The organism is Rhodococcus sp. 14-2483-1-2 (assembly GCF_002259405.1).
GTDB lineage: Bacteria > Actinomycetota > Actinomycetes > Mycobacteriales > Mycobacteriaceae > Rhodococcoides.
The window spans coordinates 237075-254100 of sequence record NZ_NPFW01000020.1; the positions used below are offsets into that span (position 1 = coordinate 237075).

The window sequence follows — 17026 nt, forward strand, 5'->3', positions numbered from 1 at the left end:
CTCTTCGTCACCGGCACGCATGCCGGTCTGCCCTCGTCACGGCGTCCATGCTGTGCGCGACCAGCAGCCAGGTGCGGGCAAGGTTCTTCCATACCGCGACCGAGTGCTCCGCACTCGCGTCGTCGGGGCGGGCCCGAACAGCGGCCGATCGATGCAGCGAGACTGCTCGCGCTTTCAACGCGTCGAGATCGCCGTCGGCGCACACCGATCGAACGGTGTGCGCATCGACGCGCCGACCGATCAACTGGCACAGCGTCTGCAGTGCCGTCAGCTCGGCAGGAACGTCGTCGGACGACTCCGACGGACTCTCGGTCGCGGCGCCGGTCGTGCGACCGACGATCCCGCGTTGCAGGTCGACCGGCCCCGATGATGCACCGTCGGCCGCCACGCTCCACACGCTCAGGAACGACGGATGCGGGACGTTCCAGATCTCTCGGAACACGCGAGTGATCATCTCCGCGACGAGCGCCGCATCTGCTCGGGTGTCGGTTCGTGTGAGATCGATGATCGACCCGTCTGCGACCGGCTTGCCTCGATCCAGCCATCCGCAGTCGAGTAGCTGCACATCCATGGCCGTCGTGTCCGGGGCATCCGGGTACAGCAGTGACGGCAGCGCTGCCACCGACACCAGCACGCCGCGGTCCGTCGCCGCCACATCGATGTACGGGCGCAACCCACGCTCGCCCGGGCTCGCCTGAGCGGCGGAAACCGTGATGTAGTCGCCCCTCGGCAAGGTCCGAAGACGAGCATGCAGATTCTCGGTGAACGTGGCCCACGCGAGCGCGGTGGTGGAGTCGAAATGGCCGTTCTGCAATGCGGTCACGATGCAAACCCTCTTCTCGGACGAGAACTGATGCCTGTATCCGAGACCGTAGCGAGAGGGTCCGACAAGAACCCGAGTCAGTACACGTCGCGCAGATAGCGCTTGGATTGCTTGAGGTCGTTGACGTAGTCCTCGGCGGCGTCGGGGGAGCGGCCACCATGTTCGGCGACGATCTCGTGCAGTGCCTCGTCGACGCCCTTGGCCATGCGCGTCGCATCGCCGCACACGTACAGGTGCGCGCCCGCTTCGAGCCACCCGTACAGCTGCTTTCCGGCCTCACACATGCGGTGCTGCACGTAGATCTTCTCGTGCTGGTCACGGGAGAACGCCAGATCGAGTCGCGTCAACAGACCGCTGCGCTCGAACTCGGTGAGTTCGTCCTCGTAGAGGAAGTCGCTCGTTCGATGCTGATCGCCGAAGAACAGCCAGTTCTCGCCTGCGGCTCCGCGTGCGTGCCGCTCGTGCAGAAATGCTCGGAAGGGTGCCACTCCGGTTCCCGGCCCGATCATGATGATCGGGGTGTCGTCCGGGGGGAGGCGGAACGACTTGTTGGCGGACAGGAACACTCCGGCCTGCTGTCCGTCCTCGACGCGATCGGCCAGATACGTCGAGCAGACGCCACCGCGATCACGCTCGGCCGACCGGTATCGGACCGTCGAGACGGTCAGATGAACGGTGCCCTCGTGCGCGATCGGTGACGACGAAATCGAGTAGACCCGGTGTTGCAGAGGACGCAGCAACCCGAGGAATTCGGCCGGATCGAAGGCTCCCGACCGATCGAGATCGAGAACGTCCACGACGTCGCGACCCCAGGTCCAGGCGTCGAACGACGCGCGGTCGCCGTTCTGCAGAACGTGATCGAGCTCGGCGTCACCGGCGCGTTCGGCCACGGCCTCGATCAGATCCATGGGCGGGATGCCGATCTCGTAGTCCGTGGTCAAGGCATCGGCCAAGGTGATCTCGCCCGACTTCGTGTGGACCGCGGTGTCGGCAGGCACACCCAGACGCTCGATCACGGCCGAGACCAGCGCCGCGTCGTTGACGGGCTTCACGCCGAATCCGTCACCGGCCTCGTAGGCGATGCCGCTCTCGCCGAGCGCGAGCGAGAAGTGTCGAACTTCTTTGGCCGACGTGGGGCCGGAGAGGCGTCGGTTGCTCAGAATCTGCGCGCGGTAGGGATTCTTTCGATTCCACGGTGAGCGCTTCGATGCGGTCTTGGTGGCGCCGAGATCGCCGGTTCGAGCGTCGATGTCCTGTACCTGCCTTGCAGTAGTCGTCTCTGTGAGTCGAGTGGGAGGTCGACTCGTTCGAACACTAATCGGGACCACTCACTCGCGGTGCAGGACCTCGATTCCGTCGACGGAGAAGACGACGTCGTATCCGCTCGCCAGCGCCCGGCTGATCGCCTGACGATCGCCGGTCTCGTCCGTCGGCCACCCCGCGGGCCGTTCGCGGTTCACGACGATCCAATCCGGCACGGTCGAATCGGTCGTGCGCTGCGGAAAGACCGACACGTCGTGGTCGGCGACGAGTTGGGCCACGAGATTGTTCGACGCCGCAACGCGATCACCGGCGGGAATCCACTCGGAGATCTCTCGGGCGGTCTCGGCCTGCGGATCGATCGTCCACTCCTGCGCTTGCACCACCCGTGACATGGGCAGGAACGGCAATGCGACGACCGCGAACGCTGCCACGAACGCGACGATCAGCTTTCGGCCGCGTTCGGTGAGCTGACCGTGCCGGTGGCTACGCGCCAATGCGTCGAGCAGAGCGATGAACACGATGACCATGAGGATCGCGTTGTAGTGGTAGATCGGCTTCCAGAAGTTGGTGTTGTCACTGAGAAAGCGCCACGCGACCGTCGGGACGGCGATCAGGAGCAGCGGAGAGCGCAGAGCGAAGAAGCCGGTGACAGCGAGCAGCAGAAAGGCGGTGGCCGCCCGTGAATCGCCGGCAACCAGCCCGTGTGCGGTGTCGGCTATGCCTTCTCCCAGGGGAGGCAGCTTCGAACCCTGGTCGTACGAGTTGTCCGAGCTGAGGGCGGGGACGATCACCTTGACCGCGAGAACCACCCAGGTCAGTCCCCATACAGCAGTCAGCGCCCCGAGGATGCGCGTTCGGCCGCTCGTCCACAGCGCGACCAATGCCCCGATGACGATCACCGTCAGGCCCATGTCCTCCTTGACGAACACGAGGGGTAGAGCCCAGGCAAGGGCCGGCAGCCAGCGCCGATCGACCAGCGCGACCATCGACATGGCCAGCAGAGGCATCGCGAACGCCACCTCGTGAAAGTCGAAGTTCAACGCGGCCTGCACGCCCCAGGAGAGTCCGAACGCCGCGGCCGTCACGATGCCGACGATCGTGCCGAATCTCTGTACCGCCAGTCGGCTGATCGGAATCACGGCAAGCGCGAACAACACGGCTTGCGCGATCAGCAGCGTCTCGGCGTGCGGGAACACCCGGTAGACAGGTCCCAGCAACGCGGTGATGGGCGAGAAGTGGTCACCCAGCGTGTTGTAGCCGGTGCCGAGCAGGTCCGATGTCGGTGCCTGGAACTGCGAGTACGACGCGATCTGCTGAACGAATATGCCCAGGTCGAATCCGGATGTACGGAGCTGGCGATGGCCGAGGACGGACATCACCGCATATAGCGTCGCCAGCACGGCGAACGAGACGGCAGGCACCAGAGTCTCGGCGGAGCGGAATCTTGCGCGCCGGTCCGTGGTCGCGGTTCTGTCGGTGGCTGTTCTGTCGGTCGCGGTGTCGACACTGTCGGCATCGGTGACGACCGTGGATTTCTCGGTAGTGGTCACGAGAAGGCATGTCTACCGGACCGACGTGAGACGTTGCTGAGAACTCCAGGTCAGCGCTTGCGCTTCTTCGCGGGCTTGCGTCGTGGCGGCTGCGAGGTGAGGTGGTAGTAGAGCGCGTCCTCGGAATCTTCCACCACCACGTCGATGAAGTCGCCCACTTCGAGGTAGTCGTTGACGGCGATCCGGTCGGTCGAGCCGATGACGGCCTTGACCGATCGTGCGGGAACGAGGCCTCTACGGCCGTCGGGTCCGACGGCGAGTGCGTAGCGCGGACCGGTGCGGGTGACCCTGGCGCTGATGAAATCCGGATCCTTCGGAATCGGGGCGGCCGCAAGCACGCCCCCGTCCTTCGATGCGGCCGTCAACGAGTCGAGCTGCGCGGCCAGATCGTCGGCCATCGCATCCACCTGATCGAGCAGGTGGGCCATGTGCGCGGCGTAGTCGGTGTGCTTCTTGGTCGGCTTGAGTGCCTCACCGGGCTTGTACATGTCCTCGTGGGTCAGCTCGCCCCAGGCGTCCTGCAGGCGCGTCTTGACCTGAACTTCCACCTTGACGTCGAGATCGCCCTGATGCGTGGCCACTCGAACGACGAGCACGGCGTGATACGCGCGGTAGCCACTCGGCTTGGGAAAGGCGACGTAATCGGTGGGTGGTTGTGCGAACCGCACGGAGCATTCCGGGTCGTTGCACGCACGCTCGAGCGCAGCGACGAACGTCAGCTGATCGCGCGGGGTCTTGCACAGCACCTTGACGCCGACGAGATCGGGCAACGCCTCGGCGACGGCATCGGCGTCGGTCGGCTCGGCGATGCGGCCCTCGGACAGATAGCGGCGCAGTTTGTCGGCCGATCTGCCCGGGTCCTTGATGCGTGCAGTCTGCGCATTGAGTCGGTCTCGATCGACGTCCTCGAGAATCTCGTCGGCGATGGTCTCGAGGAAGTTCTGCGCCGTGACGAGAGCGGCTTCCCACGCTCGACGACGCTGCAGGTACAGCTCTTCGACCAAGTCGTCGATACTCGTTGCCGATGTCACGATGCCGAGGTTAACGCAGAAGTGTCGGCAATCCTCTCGACGGCGCGCGTTCGAGCTGTGGCGCGACTGCGTCCGGTTTACGCTCTACCGCATGACCGTGGCCTCGGAACAGAAGGACGACTTCGTCGAGAAGTTCGATCCCTTTCGTCGCGAGTTGCTCGCGCACTGCTACCGCATGACCGGGTCGATCCACGATGCCGAGGACCTGTTGCAGGAGACGTACATTCGCGCATGGCGGGGTTACGCCAAATACGAGGGCCGTTCGTCCCTGCGCACATGGCTGTACCGAATTGCAACCAACACCTGTCTGACCGCTCTGGACGGCCGGGCGAAGCGTCCCTTGCCGACAGGCTTGGGTGCACCGAGTTCCGGCCCCACCGACGAACTGGTGCAGAACAACGAGATTCCGTGGCTAGAGCCGATCGCCGATTCCGAACTGGCGGATGCGAGTGATCCGGCTTCGATCGTGGTGGAGAGGGAATCCGTGCGGCTCGCCTTCGTCGCCTCGCTGCAACATCTGTCGTCACGGCAACGCGCGGTGCTGCTGATGCGCGAAGTGTTGCAGTGGAAAGCGTCGGAGGTAGCCGAGGTTCTCGCCACGACGACGACAGCAGTGAACAGCCTCCTGCAGCGAGCGCGGGAGCGGCTCGACGAGATCGCGCCCGAGCTCGACAACGTCGAGCCCATCGAATCCGCGGAATTACAGGAACTTCTCGCCCAGTACGTGGAGTGTTTCGAGAGTTACGACATCGACCGACTGGTCACGCTGTTCACCTCGGACGCAGTGTGGGAAATGCCGCCGTTCGTCGGGTGGTATCAGGGTGGCGAGACGATCGGATCTCTCATCCGGAACAACTGCCCCGCAAACGGGGCAGGCGACATGCGGATGGTGGCCACCTCTGCCAACGGTCAACCCGCATACGGGCTCTACATGCTGGACGAGGACGGTGTGCACCGCGCGTTCCAGTTGCACGTTCTCGATGTCGATGCCAGAGGGGTCGGGCACGTGACCTGCTTCTTCGATCTGACGCTGTTCGATCGATTCGGTTTGCCCGACCGCCTCTAGTCGAACGTTCGGTCAGCCCTGCGAGACGGCCGACGGATCCATCCACATCACTTCCCAGACGTGGTCGTCGAGATCTCGGAACGCCCGGCCGTACATGAACCCGTGATCCTGGGGCTCCATCCACTTCGATCCACCCGCGGCGATCGCCGCGTCGGTGAGCGAGTCGACTTCCTCGCGGCTGTCGGCAGAGACGCACATCAGTACCTCCCGGGCCGAGCCAGTGTCGCAGATCGAGTCCGAGATGAAGTCCTCGAATCGCGAGGTGGCCAGGAACATCACGGTCGCCTGATCGCTGACGACCATCGATGCACAATTCTCGTCGCTGAACATATCGTTGAACTGGAATCCGAGACCCTCGAAGAATGTGCGGGTTGCGACGACGTCGCGGACGGGCATGTTGGCGAACAGCGAACGGGACATGAATACACACCTTTTCTGGAAGAGCCTGCTGCGTCGAACCGTCGAACGGCGGTCTTGTTCGTACTGACAGCTCTCGATCCGAAAAGTCATCGGGTGCAGATGTGCAGACACGACGCGACCCCGCCGAGCGGATGCTCGACGGGGTCGCGGACTGCGAAGCTGAAGGGGGGTGTGGCTATCGCGTGATCTGCGCGAGGCGCGAGAGCATCCGCGAGAAGACGTGGCCGTCGTTGCCGAGGTCTGCATAGGGATCGGATGCCTGATCCGGCTCGGTGGCGTCCGGCGTTGCCGCAGCAAGCGTGCGCGCCAGGCGGGTGCGACGCTCGATGGCGTCGATGATGGTGGCGTCCAGCGTTGAAACTTCGTCGAAGAGCTGGTCGACGTCAGCTGTCGCGATATCGGCGTTGTCGGTGCCAATTGCGAGCGAATCGATCTGAACAGTCACATCGTCTCCTTTTGTTCGCGTCCTGAGGTGTGAGTCGTTCGGTCGGCCGGAACCGTTACAGCTAGGCCCGAGTAAAAACGATGTTTCGTCGCCCAGACCAAGATGCCCACTCGATGGGCCTGGGCCAACCTCTTCGGGGTGTGATGCTGCATACAGTCCGGTCGGTTCCTCGACCTGCGGGTTTCCCGGACGGAGCGGCTCCGAGGATTCTTCTCGCGTTGTTCCGGGTAGCCGGGGAGAGAACGACGTCGACTTTCGAGGAGTGAACGATGCGTTACGACTACCTGATCATCGGCGGGGGAATGGTCGCGGACAGCGCGGCTCGCGGAATCCGCGAGCAGGACACGACGGGCTCCATCGGCATACTCGGCACCGACCCGGACGCGCCGTACACGCGGCCGGCGCTGTCGAAGAAGCTGTGGACCGACCCGGAGTTCGGCCGCGATCAGGTCTCGCTCGACACGGCCTCCGACACCGGCGCAGACGTGCACACCGGAACTCGAGTCGTATCGGTCGACCGCTCCGACTCGTCGGTCACCACGGAATCCGGAGAACACCACGAGTACGGACAGCTTCTCCTGGCAACCGGTGCAACGCCGACGCGCGTCGAACTGGCTCCCAGCCCCCGCGTGGTGTACTTCCGCACCTTCGCCGACTACCGGGCGCTGCGCGAGCTGACCAAGACCGCCGATCACATCGCCGTGGTCGGCGGCGGATACATCGGCACCGAAATCGCAGCTGCCCTGTCTCTCCAGAATGTGAAGGTCACACTGGTGACGTCGGATGCCGTACTCGGGGGACACATGTTTCCGCCGACCCTGGCTGCCGGCTTCGACAAGGGATTCGCAGGCCACGGTGTGACCGTGCGCCGGGGAACGAGGGTCGTGTCCGGAGCCGAGGCGTCGGCGCGCGTACAACTCCAACTCGACGACGGTTCGACCGTGGAGGCGGACGGCGTCGTGTTCGGACTCGGCGTGCGACCCAACACGGAATTGGCCGAATCTGCAGGGCTGTCGGTCGACGACGGCGTGATCGTCGACGAGTTCCTCCGGACCGAGGACGAGCACGTCTACGCCGCCGGTGACGTGGCGAACTACCCCGATGCCATCTTCGGACGCCGTCGTATCGAGCATGTCGACAACGCGACCGAGATGGGCAAGGCCGCAGGACGCAATATGGCCGGTGCCGCAGATCCCTACAGCTACACCCCGTACTTCTACTCCGATGTCTACGACAACGGCTATCAGGCGATCGGCACGGTGTCCACGACGCTGAGCGTCGTCGAGGACTGGAAGTCGGTGGGCAAGGAAGGCGTCGTCTACTACCTCGACGACGATGCCGTCGTTCGGGGCGTACTGATGTGGAACGTCTGGGAGGGCCTCGACGTGGCACGCACCCTGCTGGCAGAGAAGAAGCCGCAGACCGAGCAATCGTTGCGCGGACTGATCTGAAATTCTGGAACACTCGATGGCGAGCGATCGGTCGACGACACCGGCGATCCGGCGCGACCTAGGAGAGACGATGTCCGAATTCGATGGCAATGGGTCGGCCGAACAGCGTGTCCGGTTCGACGACGAGGTCCACCGCCGCTGCGCCGACTGCCGGTTGCCCGGCCGTTCCGAGCCACTGTCCGACGCGGCCGCTGTCGCCATCGCTGCCGGCCGAGTGGACCAGGCCACCCGAGTCGTACTCGTCGACCGATGGCATGCAGGGCGCTCGCTCCCGTCGATCGGGGGATTCGGCGCGTTGCGCACTCTGGTGGACGAGCGCGATCGCTGGCTCGCCAAGGACACGACGAGCAAGCCTGGATCGGCGCTCGTGTACCGACTCCGAGCTGCCGAGCTGACCAAACGCGTCGATCACCACCGCACCACCGTGGTGATGTCCAATCGGCACTACGCCAACGGAGTACGTGCGGCGCGAAAGGAGCGCCGGGAAGGTGTGCATCTCGATCTGGACCAACGGGACGCGGTCTTCGATGCGCTGACGAGAACGCCTGCGCCACAGAAGTTCGGCCCGATCGCCGAGCGTGGCCTGTCACTGGTGGATGCGGCCACGGATCGGGTGAGCACGCTGGCGCGCAGAACCCCGGTGGCCGACAGGGTCGAGTGGGCGACCGGAATGGTGGATCAGTTCGTGGACCGAAAGGACGACCGTTTCGTCGATCGCTACGACACCCTGCTGTTCCTTGCCGGCACCTCGTTCGATCGAGTGCGTCGGTCGCCTGCATGGCAATCGACCTACTTCGAGATCCAGCGCAATCAGCTGGACCTGTTCGTCGAACTCACCGAGATCTCGCTCGATGCCACGTCGCTGCGAACGGTAGCGACCGAGCTGAACCGGATCGGTGAAACGATGGTCGACGAGGAGACCGCAGCGCAGGTCGAATCTCGCCGTGGCGCACTGGAAGTGGTGTGGAAACAGTTGACCGGACGGGTGGCCGCGCTGGTACGACTCGCGAACGTGGTCGAGTCCTCGGAGACCGAGGCCCGCACCTCCGACGCGATGGCCCGCGCGCACAGCTTGGACGATCGGATCGATGACCTCGTCGGGCGGTCGGGGAGCCGGGAAATGTCCGCCGAGAACACACATTTCGTCGGTGATCAGGTGCGGACGCAGTGGCGCGACTGAGTGCAGCCGAGGGCACATAGCCGCGCCACTGGCTCTAGGCGATGATTGCGAAGAGGATTCCCGCGACGGCGAAGCTGACCACGGACAGAATGGTCTCGAGAACCGTCCATGTCTGCAGTGTCTGCTTGACGGTCAGGTTGAAGAACTTCGCGATGATCCAGAATCCGCCGTCGTTGACGTGGCTGGCGATGATCGAGCCCGCTGCGATGGACATGGCGATCAGCGCAACGGCCGGAGCCGAGTAGTCCTGGGCTGCGACCAGTGGTCCGACGATGCCGCCGGTCGTCACGATGGCCACGGTTGCCGACCCCTGGGCGACCCTGAGCGCACAGCTGATGATGTACGCCAGCACGATGATGGGAAGACCTGCGGCCGCCATGGTGTCGGCCAGGGCTGTGCCGATTCCCGTGGCGGAGATGACCTTTCCGAAGAACGCGCCTGCGCCGACCACCAGCAACAGCATGCCCACCGGACGAAGCGACTCTCCGGTCAGCTTGCTCAGTTCCTGGACCGTGGATCCGCGTCGAATTCCCAGAACGTAGAACGCGATCAGAACTGCGATCAGAAGCGCGACGGCCGGGGTGCCGAAGAACGTCAGTACCTCGAGTAGGTTGCCGGGATCGAGCAGGATGCTGCCGAACGTGGCGCCGAGGATCAGGACCAGTGGAACCGCGATGATTGCTCCGATGGTGCCCACCGACGGCGGCGTGGTGACGACAGGACGCTTGGTGGCGACCGTGCCTGCGCCTCCACCCTCGGTTGTGCTCGCGTCGTTTCCGTCGTTGATGAAGTCCTCGGGCACGTCGACGATGATGCGTTTGCCGATCCAGTTACCCCACACCAGGCCGGCGGCGATGAATCCTGGTATTCCGCAGATGAATCCGAACAGGATGAGCCAGCCCAGGTTCACTTCGAGCAACCCGCCGAGGGCAACCGGACCTGGATGTGGCGGCAAGAAAGCATGCGTCATGGACAATCCTGCCAACATCGGCAGCGCATAGAGCACCAACGACTTTCCGCCTTGGCGCGCCGCCACGTAGACCAACGGTGCCAACACGAAGATGCCGATGTCGAAGAACACCGGGATGCCGAAGATCAGACCCAACAGGCCCATTGCGATGGGTGCTCCGCGTTCTCCGAAGACGCCCAGCAGCTTGGCGGTCAGTGCCTGTGCGCCACCGGACTTTTCGAGAATCGCGCCCAGGACCGTTCCCAGTCCGATGATGACTGCGATGTGCCCGAGGATGCCGCCGAACCCGGTTTCGAGAAGCGATTCGTTGCTCTTGATGGCGGTGCCGACTATCTCGTTGACGGGCAAACCGGCAGCCAGAGCCAATCCGAGGCCGACGATGAGAAGTGCGATGAACGGTTCGAGTTTGACCTTGATGATGACGATGAGCAGTACAGCAATTGCGATGCCGCACAATACGAGTAGTCCTGGCGTGGAGGTTCTGAGCCAGTCGACGACAGAATTCATGACGAGCCTTCCTTGGTGTCTGCGCTGATAGCCGCCACGAACGCCTGCGCTCGCGCGGTGATGTCGTCCCACTGGGCCGCCGCAACCGACGCCGGTGAAACCACATCGGTGCCTGCCGTCACTGCGACGGCACCGGATGCCAGGAACTGAGCCGCGTTACCTGCGTTGACTCCGCCGGACGGAACGAGTTGCGCGTCGGGGAAGGGGCCGAGCAGATCCTTGAAATACGCGGGCCCGACGGTCCGTGCCGGAAATATCTTCACGGCATCCGCCCCGAGATCGAGGGCGGTCATCACTTCGGACGGGGTGAGCGCGCCCATCATCAGCGGGATTCCAGCGTCGGTGACGATCGCGGCAACGTCAGGACGGAGCCCAGGAGTCACGACGAAGCTCGCCCCGGCGTCGATTGCCGACCGCGCTTGGTCGGCGGTCAGGACGGTGCCCGCCCCGACGACTGCACCGGCGTTCGATGCCGTGCGGACCAGCGCCAGCACGCCTGGTGTGGTGAAGGTCAACTCCAGGGCCCGAATTCCGCCGCGCGAGAGCGCATCTGCCAGCGCAACAGGATCGGAGATGTGAGGCGCGCGGACCACCGACAGTGCGCGGTCCGCGAGAATTGTGGACAGTGCATTCATGCTGTCTGCTTTCCGATGGAATCGAGTCGCAGGGCACGGCCTGCAAGAGAGTGGGTGGGACGTCGATCGTCGATGGCGAACGCACCGTTGACCATGACGTGGCTGATGCCGTCGGCCTGTTGTTTCGGATTCTCGAACGTGGCGGTGTCGCGCACGGTGGCAGGATCGAACAGCACGAGATCGGCTGCGTGGCCGAGGGCTATCGTGCCGCGGGCGCGCAGGCGGAGCCGCGCAGCGGGACGGCCGGTCAGGTGATTGATGCAGTCCTCCAGCGAGAGCAGTTGCTCGTCTCGGACGTAGTGACCCAGGTAGCGGGGAAAGGTTCCCCAGGCGCGTGGGTGCGGTTTCTCGCCGACCAGGATCGCGTCACTGCCGCCCATGTGGCGTGGATGCGCCATGATCTCTCGCACGTTCTCCTCGTGGCCGACGTGCTGGAGGATGGTGGTGGCCAGAGCGTCTCGGCGAAGGAACTCGAAGAACACGTCTACCGGCGCGCGCCCCTCGTCGGCCGCGATATCGGACATCGTGCGCCCGACGTAGCGATCGAGCTCCGGATTCGCGACACCGCTGAGCTGGATGGTCTCCCACTCGACGGTCACGCCGTGGCAGCCGTCGGACCCGTCGACGTCGACATCCTGTGCGATGCGTCGACGCATGTCCGGATCGTCGAGGCGTTCGAGCGCGCGATCCGGGCCACCCGACATTGCCCAACTCGGCAGCAGCGCAGACAAAGTGGTGGCCCCGGGCAGATACGGATACGTGTCGAGGGTGACGTCGCATCCGTCCGAGATCGCAGAGTCGACGCGGTCCAAGAACTCACGTGCCCGGCCCCGATTGACGCCGAAGTTCATCGTCGCGTGAGTCAGATGCAGCGCACATCCCGTATCCCTCGAGAGATCGAGCATCTCCTGGTACGCGTCGAGCGCGCCGGCGCCGTACGACCGAGTGTGCGGTGCATAGAACCCACCGAAGTCGGCGACGACCTCGCACAGCGCGCGTAATTCGCTGGTGTCGGCATACATTCCGGGCGTGTACGTCAAACCGCTCGACATTCCGACGGCACCTTCTTGCAGGCCCTGCGCCAACAACTCCTGCATGTGGGCGATCTCGGACGGCGTCGCGGGTCGCTGATCAGGGCCAACCGCGAGGTATCGCAATGTTCCCTGGGGAACGAGATAGGCAGCGTTCGGGGTGATTCCCTGGTCGAGGCGATCGAGGTACGCCGAGACCGAACGCCACGAGAAGTCGAGGTCGACGGGATTGCCGTTCCATCCGGCGATCTGACGCCGCACCACATCGAGTGTCGCGTCGTCGATCGGAGCGTAGGCGATGCCGTCCTGTCCGATGACCTCGGTGGTGACGCCCTGACTGATCTTCGGGAAGTGGTCGGGGTCGGTCAGCAGACGCAGATCGGAATGGGCATGCATGTCGATGAACCCGGGGGACAGGACCTGCCCCGCAGTGGCGTCGACGATTCTGTCGGCACCGAGAACGGTGCCGGGTTCGGCGATCGAGGCGATGATTCCGTCGCGGACGAGAACGTCACGACGCAGTCGCGGTGACCCGGTGCCGTCGATGACGTCGGCACCTCGAAAGAGGGTATCGGGCATGAGGTTTCGACTCTCTAGAAGAATGTGTGCACGAGATCGACGACGCGGGGATCGTCGCCGTCGGCGTCGTCGACGACGGGAATCAGACGCCACTTGTCGAAAGCGGTGCACGGGTGAGACAGGCCCAACCGCACCACTGATCCCACCGGGAGCGCCGTGCTGTCCTCGGCCGGTAGACGGAGGAACGCGTGTTGATCGTTCAGCGCCGTGATTTCGGCACCGGAGTCGAGAGTTTCGCCTCCCCGGACCGATTGGGGGACAGGCAGTCCTTCGTCGAACGGAAAGTCCCGCTTGCCCGCGTCGAGTAGCGCGAGACCGGGCTCCGGCCGGGAGACCGTCCGAGCCCATCCGTGCATCGCCGACAGCAGCGGCGCGTCGGTGCGGGCGGGAGTGAGGGGTGAGATCTGCGAGTAGAAGCCGTCGTCGTGCACCACATAGGCACCCGAGCGCAGCACGACGTCGGTAGCTACACCGTCTCCGGTGGTGAGAGATTGCAACTGCTCGACAACGAGATCCTGGTAGGCGCTGCCGCCTGCGGTCACGATCGCATGCTCGCCGTACAACCCTTCGGCATCGAACGCGCGATGGAGGGCTGCGACGTTCTCGAGATAGGCCCGAACTGCTGCGAGGCCGCTGTCGGTCCGGTCGTGGCTCAGTGCGCCCTCGTAGCCGCCGACCCCGGCCAACGCCAGCCGCGGCGACGACGCGATCGCACGAGCGACCGCGGTCGCCTCGTCTGTCGTGCGTGCGCCGGTTCGACCGTGCGGGCCACCGAGTTCGACGATGACCGGGATGGGGCGCGTTCCCTGCGCCGTCAGTATGCGGTCCATCTCGTTCACCGTTGCGACGCTGTCCGCCCAGCAGTAGAACTCGAATGTCGGATGCGAATCCAGCTCGCCCGCAATCCATGTCAACGCAACGGGGTCGATCTCGGCGTTGGCGAGAACGATTCGGTCGACCCCGAACGCGCGCGCTGCTTGCACCTGCCATCCGGTGGCGAGGGTGATGGCCCAGCTTCCCGCGTCGAGTTGCTGCCTCCAAAGTTGAGGGGCCATCGTCGTCTTGCCGTGGGGCGCGAGCAGCATTCCTGCACGCGCCGTCCATTCGGCCATGACCGAGATGTTCGACGCGATGCGTGCCCGGTCGAGTGTGAGTACGGGCGTCGTGAACTCGGAGAGCCGTGGCGACGTGGCGAGAAAACTCTCGACGGTGTGCCCCCACGACCTGGGGGGCAACGCCTTGTGCTCGGGTCCGAGCACTCGGCGGCTGAGCGCCTCGACGGCATCGATGTCGATCACGGTCGTCTCCTTGGTCTCAGTGAATCCACATGCGTTGCGCATTATGCAACGCTGGTTGCGCAATGTGTATATGGTTTGTAGTCTGCAACGAAAGTCAGCGTTCCCGCAAGAGTTCGAGGAGATCGACGTGAAAGCACCACGAGCGGTGTGTGTAGGCGAAGGCCTCGTCGTTCTGGTCGCCGAGCCTGGCCCACTGGAGAAATCGGAGACGTTCGACCGCACCGCCGGGGGTGCAGAAGCCAACGTGGCCAGGGTGTTCGGTCAACTGGGCGTCGGTGCATCATGGATCTCGCGAGTGGGCGACGACGGATTCGGCCGGTACCTCGTCGACCAATTGGTCGCGGCAGGTGTGGACACCTCCGGTGTGACGATCGATCACGAGCGACCCACTGGCATGTACGTGAAGCAACGCGGCTCGGGTTCCGACGACCGCCACGACCTCGCATGCCGAGACAGTGCGATGACCTACTTCCGTGCCGGCTCGGCGGCGAGTGCTCTGTCGCCCGGAGACATCGACGGGAATGCGGCGAACCTGGTGGCTCGTGCCGACTTGGTCCATTTCACCGGAATCACCGTGGCCATCTCGGATACCGCCGCCGATCTGACGAGATCCTTGATGGATCTGCCCACCCTCGTCAGCTTCGATCTGAACTATCGGCCGGCGCTGTGGAAGTCTCGGCCGGACGCAGCCACAGATGTCCTCGGTGAACATGTTCGAGGAAGCGATGTGGTGTCCATGGGTGCCGACGAAGCTGCGCTGGTGTTCGGCACGTCCGATCCCGACGAGCTGCGCGAGATGTTTCCGCAACCACACCATCTGGTGATCAAGAACGACGCACACACCGTGACGGCATTCGAGGGAACCTCTCGGGTCGACGTGCCGGCGCTGAAGCTCGACGTCGTCGAAAAGATCGGTGCCGGAGACGCATTCGCGGGCGGGTACCTGACCGGACTGCTGTTGGGTAGGAGTTCCGTCCAGCGCGTTCGGTTCGGGCATCTGTGTGCGGCGGGTGCCCTCACCGGGCACGGCGACATCGCTTCGGTGCTTCCCCTCGCGGTGCTGACCGAACTTGCGGAACTGGCCGACGTCGATTGGGCGAGGCTGGACTACGCAGCGACTGCCGCGCGTCACTCGGGGGGATTCCAATGAGTCAGAGTCTCGCGCGGGCGATGACACTTCTCGGCTTGCTCGGCGACGGACCGCGATCACTCGACGAGTTGGCGTCGGTAGTCGAGGTCCACAAGACGACCGTGCTGCGGCTGCTTCGCACGATGGAAGCCGACAGATTCGTTCAGCACGACGCGGATCACCGATATCAGCTCGGATCCAGGTTGTTCGAGCTCGCCAACCATGCGCTCGAACAGCGTGACGTGCGGAGCATTGCCCGGCCGCATCTGGCGGAACTCAACACGATCACCGGTCAGACCATTCACCTGGCAACGTACGAAGCGGGTGAGGTGATCTACATCGACAAGTTCGACGCCAAACAGAGCGTGCGGATGTATTCGCGGGTCGGCAAGCCTGCGCCGTTGCACTGCACAGCCGTCGGGAAGGTACTGATCGCTGCACGCCCACAGGTGGAGCGGGAGCAGATTGCGCAGCGCATCACCTACACGCCGTTCACCGAACGAACTATCAGAACGGCAGAGCACTACTTACGTGAGCTGGACGTCGTGCTCGCACAGGGATTCGCGGAGGACCGCGAGGAGCACGAGACGTTCGTCAACTGCATCGGCTCCGCTGTGCGCAACGGAACCGGCGACGTCGTGGCAGCAGTCTCGATGTCGGTACCCGACATGCTGCTCGACCACGACCAAGTACTGGCGACGCTGCCCGAAGTGCAACGGACCGCAGCCGCAATATCCGAGGGGCTGGGGTGGCAGCCGCAGGAACTCCAGGACCGCACGACAACCGACAAGAGCCCGACGGAAGGAAAACAATGAGCGAGACGATCGAAATTCGCACCGCAGGAGCCCCGGCACCCGCCCACACGTTCTCCCAGGGAGTGCGAAAGGGCCCGTTCGTGCAGGTATCCGGACAGGGGCCGGTGGATCCCACTACCAGCGAATACCTCTACCCAGGCGATGTCGCTGCGCAGACCACCCGCACACTCGAGAACGTCAAAGCAATCGTCGAGGCCGGTGGTGCGACGTTCGACGACGTCGTGATGCTGCGCGTGTACCTGACCAAGCGTGAGGACTTCACGATCATGAACGACGCTTATGGCGCGTTCGTGTCGGCGCACACCTCCGGCGACGTACTCCCGAGTCGCACCACGGTGTTCACAGGACTGCCGAGGGAAGAGATGTTGGTCGAGATCGACGCCGTTGCGATCGTCTGACGGAGCCCTCATCGGGTTGCCTGGTCAGATGTTCACGCAGAATTACATCTGACCAGGCGATTTGCGTATGTGTTGGTCTTCGCGTAACTTTTGTCGAGTCAGAGCGACACGGACACCGACCCGGTCTTCACGGACTGGGACAACGAGGTTGTACGGAGTATGCACTGAACAACCCAGGCAAGGCTCGAAAGTAATGAGTCATGTCTGGGGTTCGAGCGTGTAAGCCCCGAAGTTACCGTGCAAACGGCAGCGACGGTGTGTGCGTGTTCTTTGAGAACTCAACAGTGTGTCGATGAATGTCAGTGCCGAATTTATTTGGTGAAAGCATTCGATGTGTCAGCCATCCGCTTGTGGTGGTTGTTGTCGGGTGTTGTTTGAAAATGCTAGTTGAGTTTTTTTGCTAGTGATTTGACTCTTTATGTTTATGACTGATTT

General features: G+C 63.9%; 15 protein-coding genes and 1 pseudogene. 6 read left to right on the forward strand and 10 right to left on the reverse strand.

The genetic code is table 11. The features are described 5' to 3' along the window. Positions 1–7: 7 nt before the first annotated feature. The 4 genes and pseudogenes from CH295_RS18510 to CH295_RS18525 form a co-directional block, all read right to left on the reverse strand. The gene (locus tag CH295_RS18510) at positions 8–823 is read right to left on the reverse strand and encodes a TY-Chap domain-containing protein (protein ID WP_094634895.1); all 816 of its coding nucleotides are present in this window, start codon (positions 821–823) and stop codon (positions 8–10) included. A 77-nt stretch (positions 824–900) separates the two neighbouring features. After that, positions 901–2103, reverse strand: a pseudogene (locus CH295_RS18515) (sulfite reductase subunit alpha); the annotation flags it as partial. A 48-nt stretch (positions 2104–2151) separates the two neighbouring features. Continuing rightward, positions 2152–3636 carry a DUF2079 domain-containing protein gene (locus CH295_RS18520; protein WP_094741571.1) on the reverse strand — a complete coding sequence of 495 codons (1485 nt, stop codon included), beginning with the start codon at positions 3634–3636 and terminating at the stop codon, positions 2152–2154. 50 nt (positions 3637–3686) lie between these two features. After that, complete coding sequence (locus CH295_RS18525; RefSeq protein WP_037191025.1) at positions 3687–4667, reverse strand: GTP pyrophosphokinase; 981 nt, start codon at positions 4665–4667, stop codon at positions 3687–3689. A 91-nt stretch (positions 4668–4758) separates the two neighbouring features. On the opposite strand from CH295_RS18525, the gene CH295_RS18530 reads away from it, so the two are divergent. Continuing rightward, positions 4759–5733: a sigma-70 family RNA polymerase sigma factor gene (locus tag CH295_RS18530; protein ID WP_094741572.1), complete on the forward strand. Its 975-nt coding sequence runs from the start codon at positions 4759–4761 to the stop codon at positions 5731–5733. A 12-nt stretch (positions 5734–5745) separates the two neighbouring features. On the opposite strand, the gene CH295_RS18535 is transcribed toward CH295_RS18530, so the two are convergent. Next, the gene (locus CH295_RS18535) at positions 5746–6153 is read right to left on the reverse strand and encodes a VOC family protein (protein ID WP_037191030.1); all 408 of its coding nucleotides are present in this window, start codon (positions 6151–6153) and stop codon (positions 5746–5748) included. 175 nt (positions 6154–6328) lie between these two features. Next, complete coding sequence (locus CH295_RS18540; protein WP_094741573.1) at positions 6329–6598, reverse strand: hypothetical protein; 270 nt, start codon at positions 6596–6598, stop codon at positions 6329–6331. A gap of 269 nt (positions 6599–6867) precedes the next feature. Here CH295_RS18540 and CH295_RS18545 point away from each other — a divergent pair, with 269 nt between their 5' ends. Next, complete coding sequence (locus CH295_RS18545) at positions 6868–8049, forward strand: NAD(P)/FAD-dependent oxidoreductase (RefSeq protein WP_094741574.1); 1182 nt, start codon at positions 6868–6870, stop codon at positions 8047–8049. A gap of 70 nt (positions 8050–8119) precedes the next feature. Next, positions 8120–9229, forward strand: a complete 1110-nt coding sequence (locus CH295_RS18550) for a hypothetical protein (RefSeq protein ID WP_094741602.1) — start codon at positions 8120–8122, stop codon at positions 9227–9229. 34 nt (positions 9230–9263) lie between these two features. Here CH295_RS18550 and CH295_RS18555 read toward each other — a convergent pair whose 3' ends face one another. From CH295_RS18555 to CH295_RS18570, 4 genes are read right to left on the reverse strand one after another with little or no spacing between them, the layout of a single operon-like run. Continuing rightward, entirely contained in the window at positions 9264–10706 is a 1443-nt protein-coding gene (locus CH295_RS18555; protein ID WP_037191035.1) for a GntP family permease, read from the reverse strand. Continuing rightward, the gene (locus CH295_RS18560; RefSeq protein ID WP_094741575.1) at positions 10703–11341 is read right to left on the reverse strand and encodes a bifunctional 4-hydroxy-2-oxoglutarate aldolase/2-dehydro-3-deoxy-phosphogluconate aldolase; all 639 of its coding nucleotides are present in this window, start codon (positions 11339–11341) and stop codon (positions 10703–10705) included. Before CH295_RS18560 ends, CH295_RS18555 begins: the two co-directional genes overlap by 4 nt. Next, on the reverse strand, positions 11338–12951 hold the full coding sequence (locus tag CH295_RS18565; RefSeq protein WP_094741576.1) for an N-acyl-D-amino-acid deacylase family protein: 1614 nt from the start codon (positions 12949–12951) through the stop codon (positions 11338–11340). The genes CH295_RS18560 and CH295_RS18565 overlap by 4 nt, the downstream gene beginning before the upstream one ends. Before the next feature lie 14 nt (positions 12952–12965). After that, the gene (locus tag CH295_RS18570; RefSeq protein ID WP_094741577.1) at positions 12966–14291 is read right to left on the reverse strand and encodes a type III PLP-dependent enzyme domain-containing protein; all 1326 of its coding nucleotides are present in this window, start codon (positions 14289–14291) and stop codon (positions 12966–12968) included. 85 nt (positions 14292–14376) lie between these two features. Between CH295_RS18570 and CH295_RS18575 the strand changes: the two genes are divergently transcribed. Genes CH295_RS18575 through CH295_RS18585 form a run of 3 tightly spaced genes read left to right on the forward strand, consistent with a single transcriptional unit; the run spans position 14377 to position 16591 of the window. Then, positions 14377–15399: a sugar kinase gene (locus CH295_RS18575; protein ID WP_252342100.1), complete on the forward strand. Its 1023-nt coding sequence runs from the start codon at positions 14377–14379 to the stop codon at positions 15397–15399. Further along, positions 15396–16193, forward strand: a complete 798-nt coding sequence (locus CH295_RS18580) for an IclR family transcriptional regulator (RefSeq protein ID WP_094741578.1) — start codon at positions 15396–15398, stop codon at positions 16191–16193. Before CH295_RS18575 ends, CH295_RS18580 begins: the two co-directional genes overlap by 4 nt. Beyond that, positions 16190–16591, forward strand: coding sequence for a RidA family protein (locus CH295_RS18585; RefSeq protein ID WP_094741579.1), 402 nt, complete (start codon positions 16190–16192; stop codon positions 16589–16591). Before CH295_RS18580 ends, CH295_RS18585 begins: the two co-directional genes overlap by 4 nt. The last annotated feature ends 435 nt before the right edge of the window (positions 16592–17026 follow it).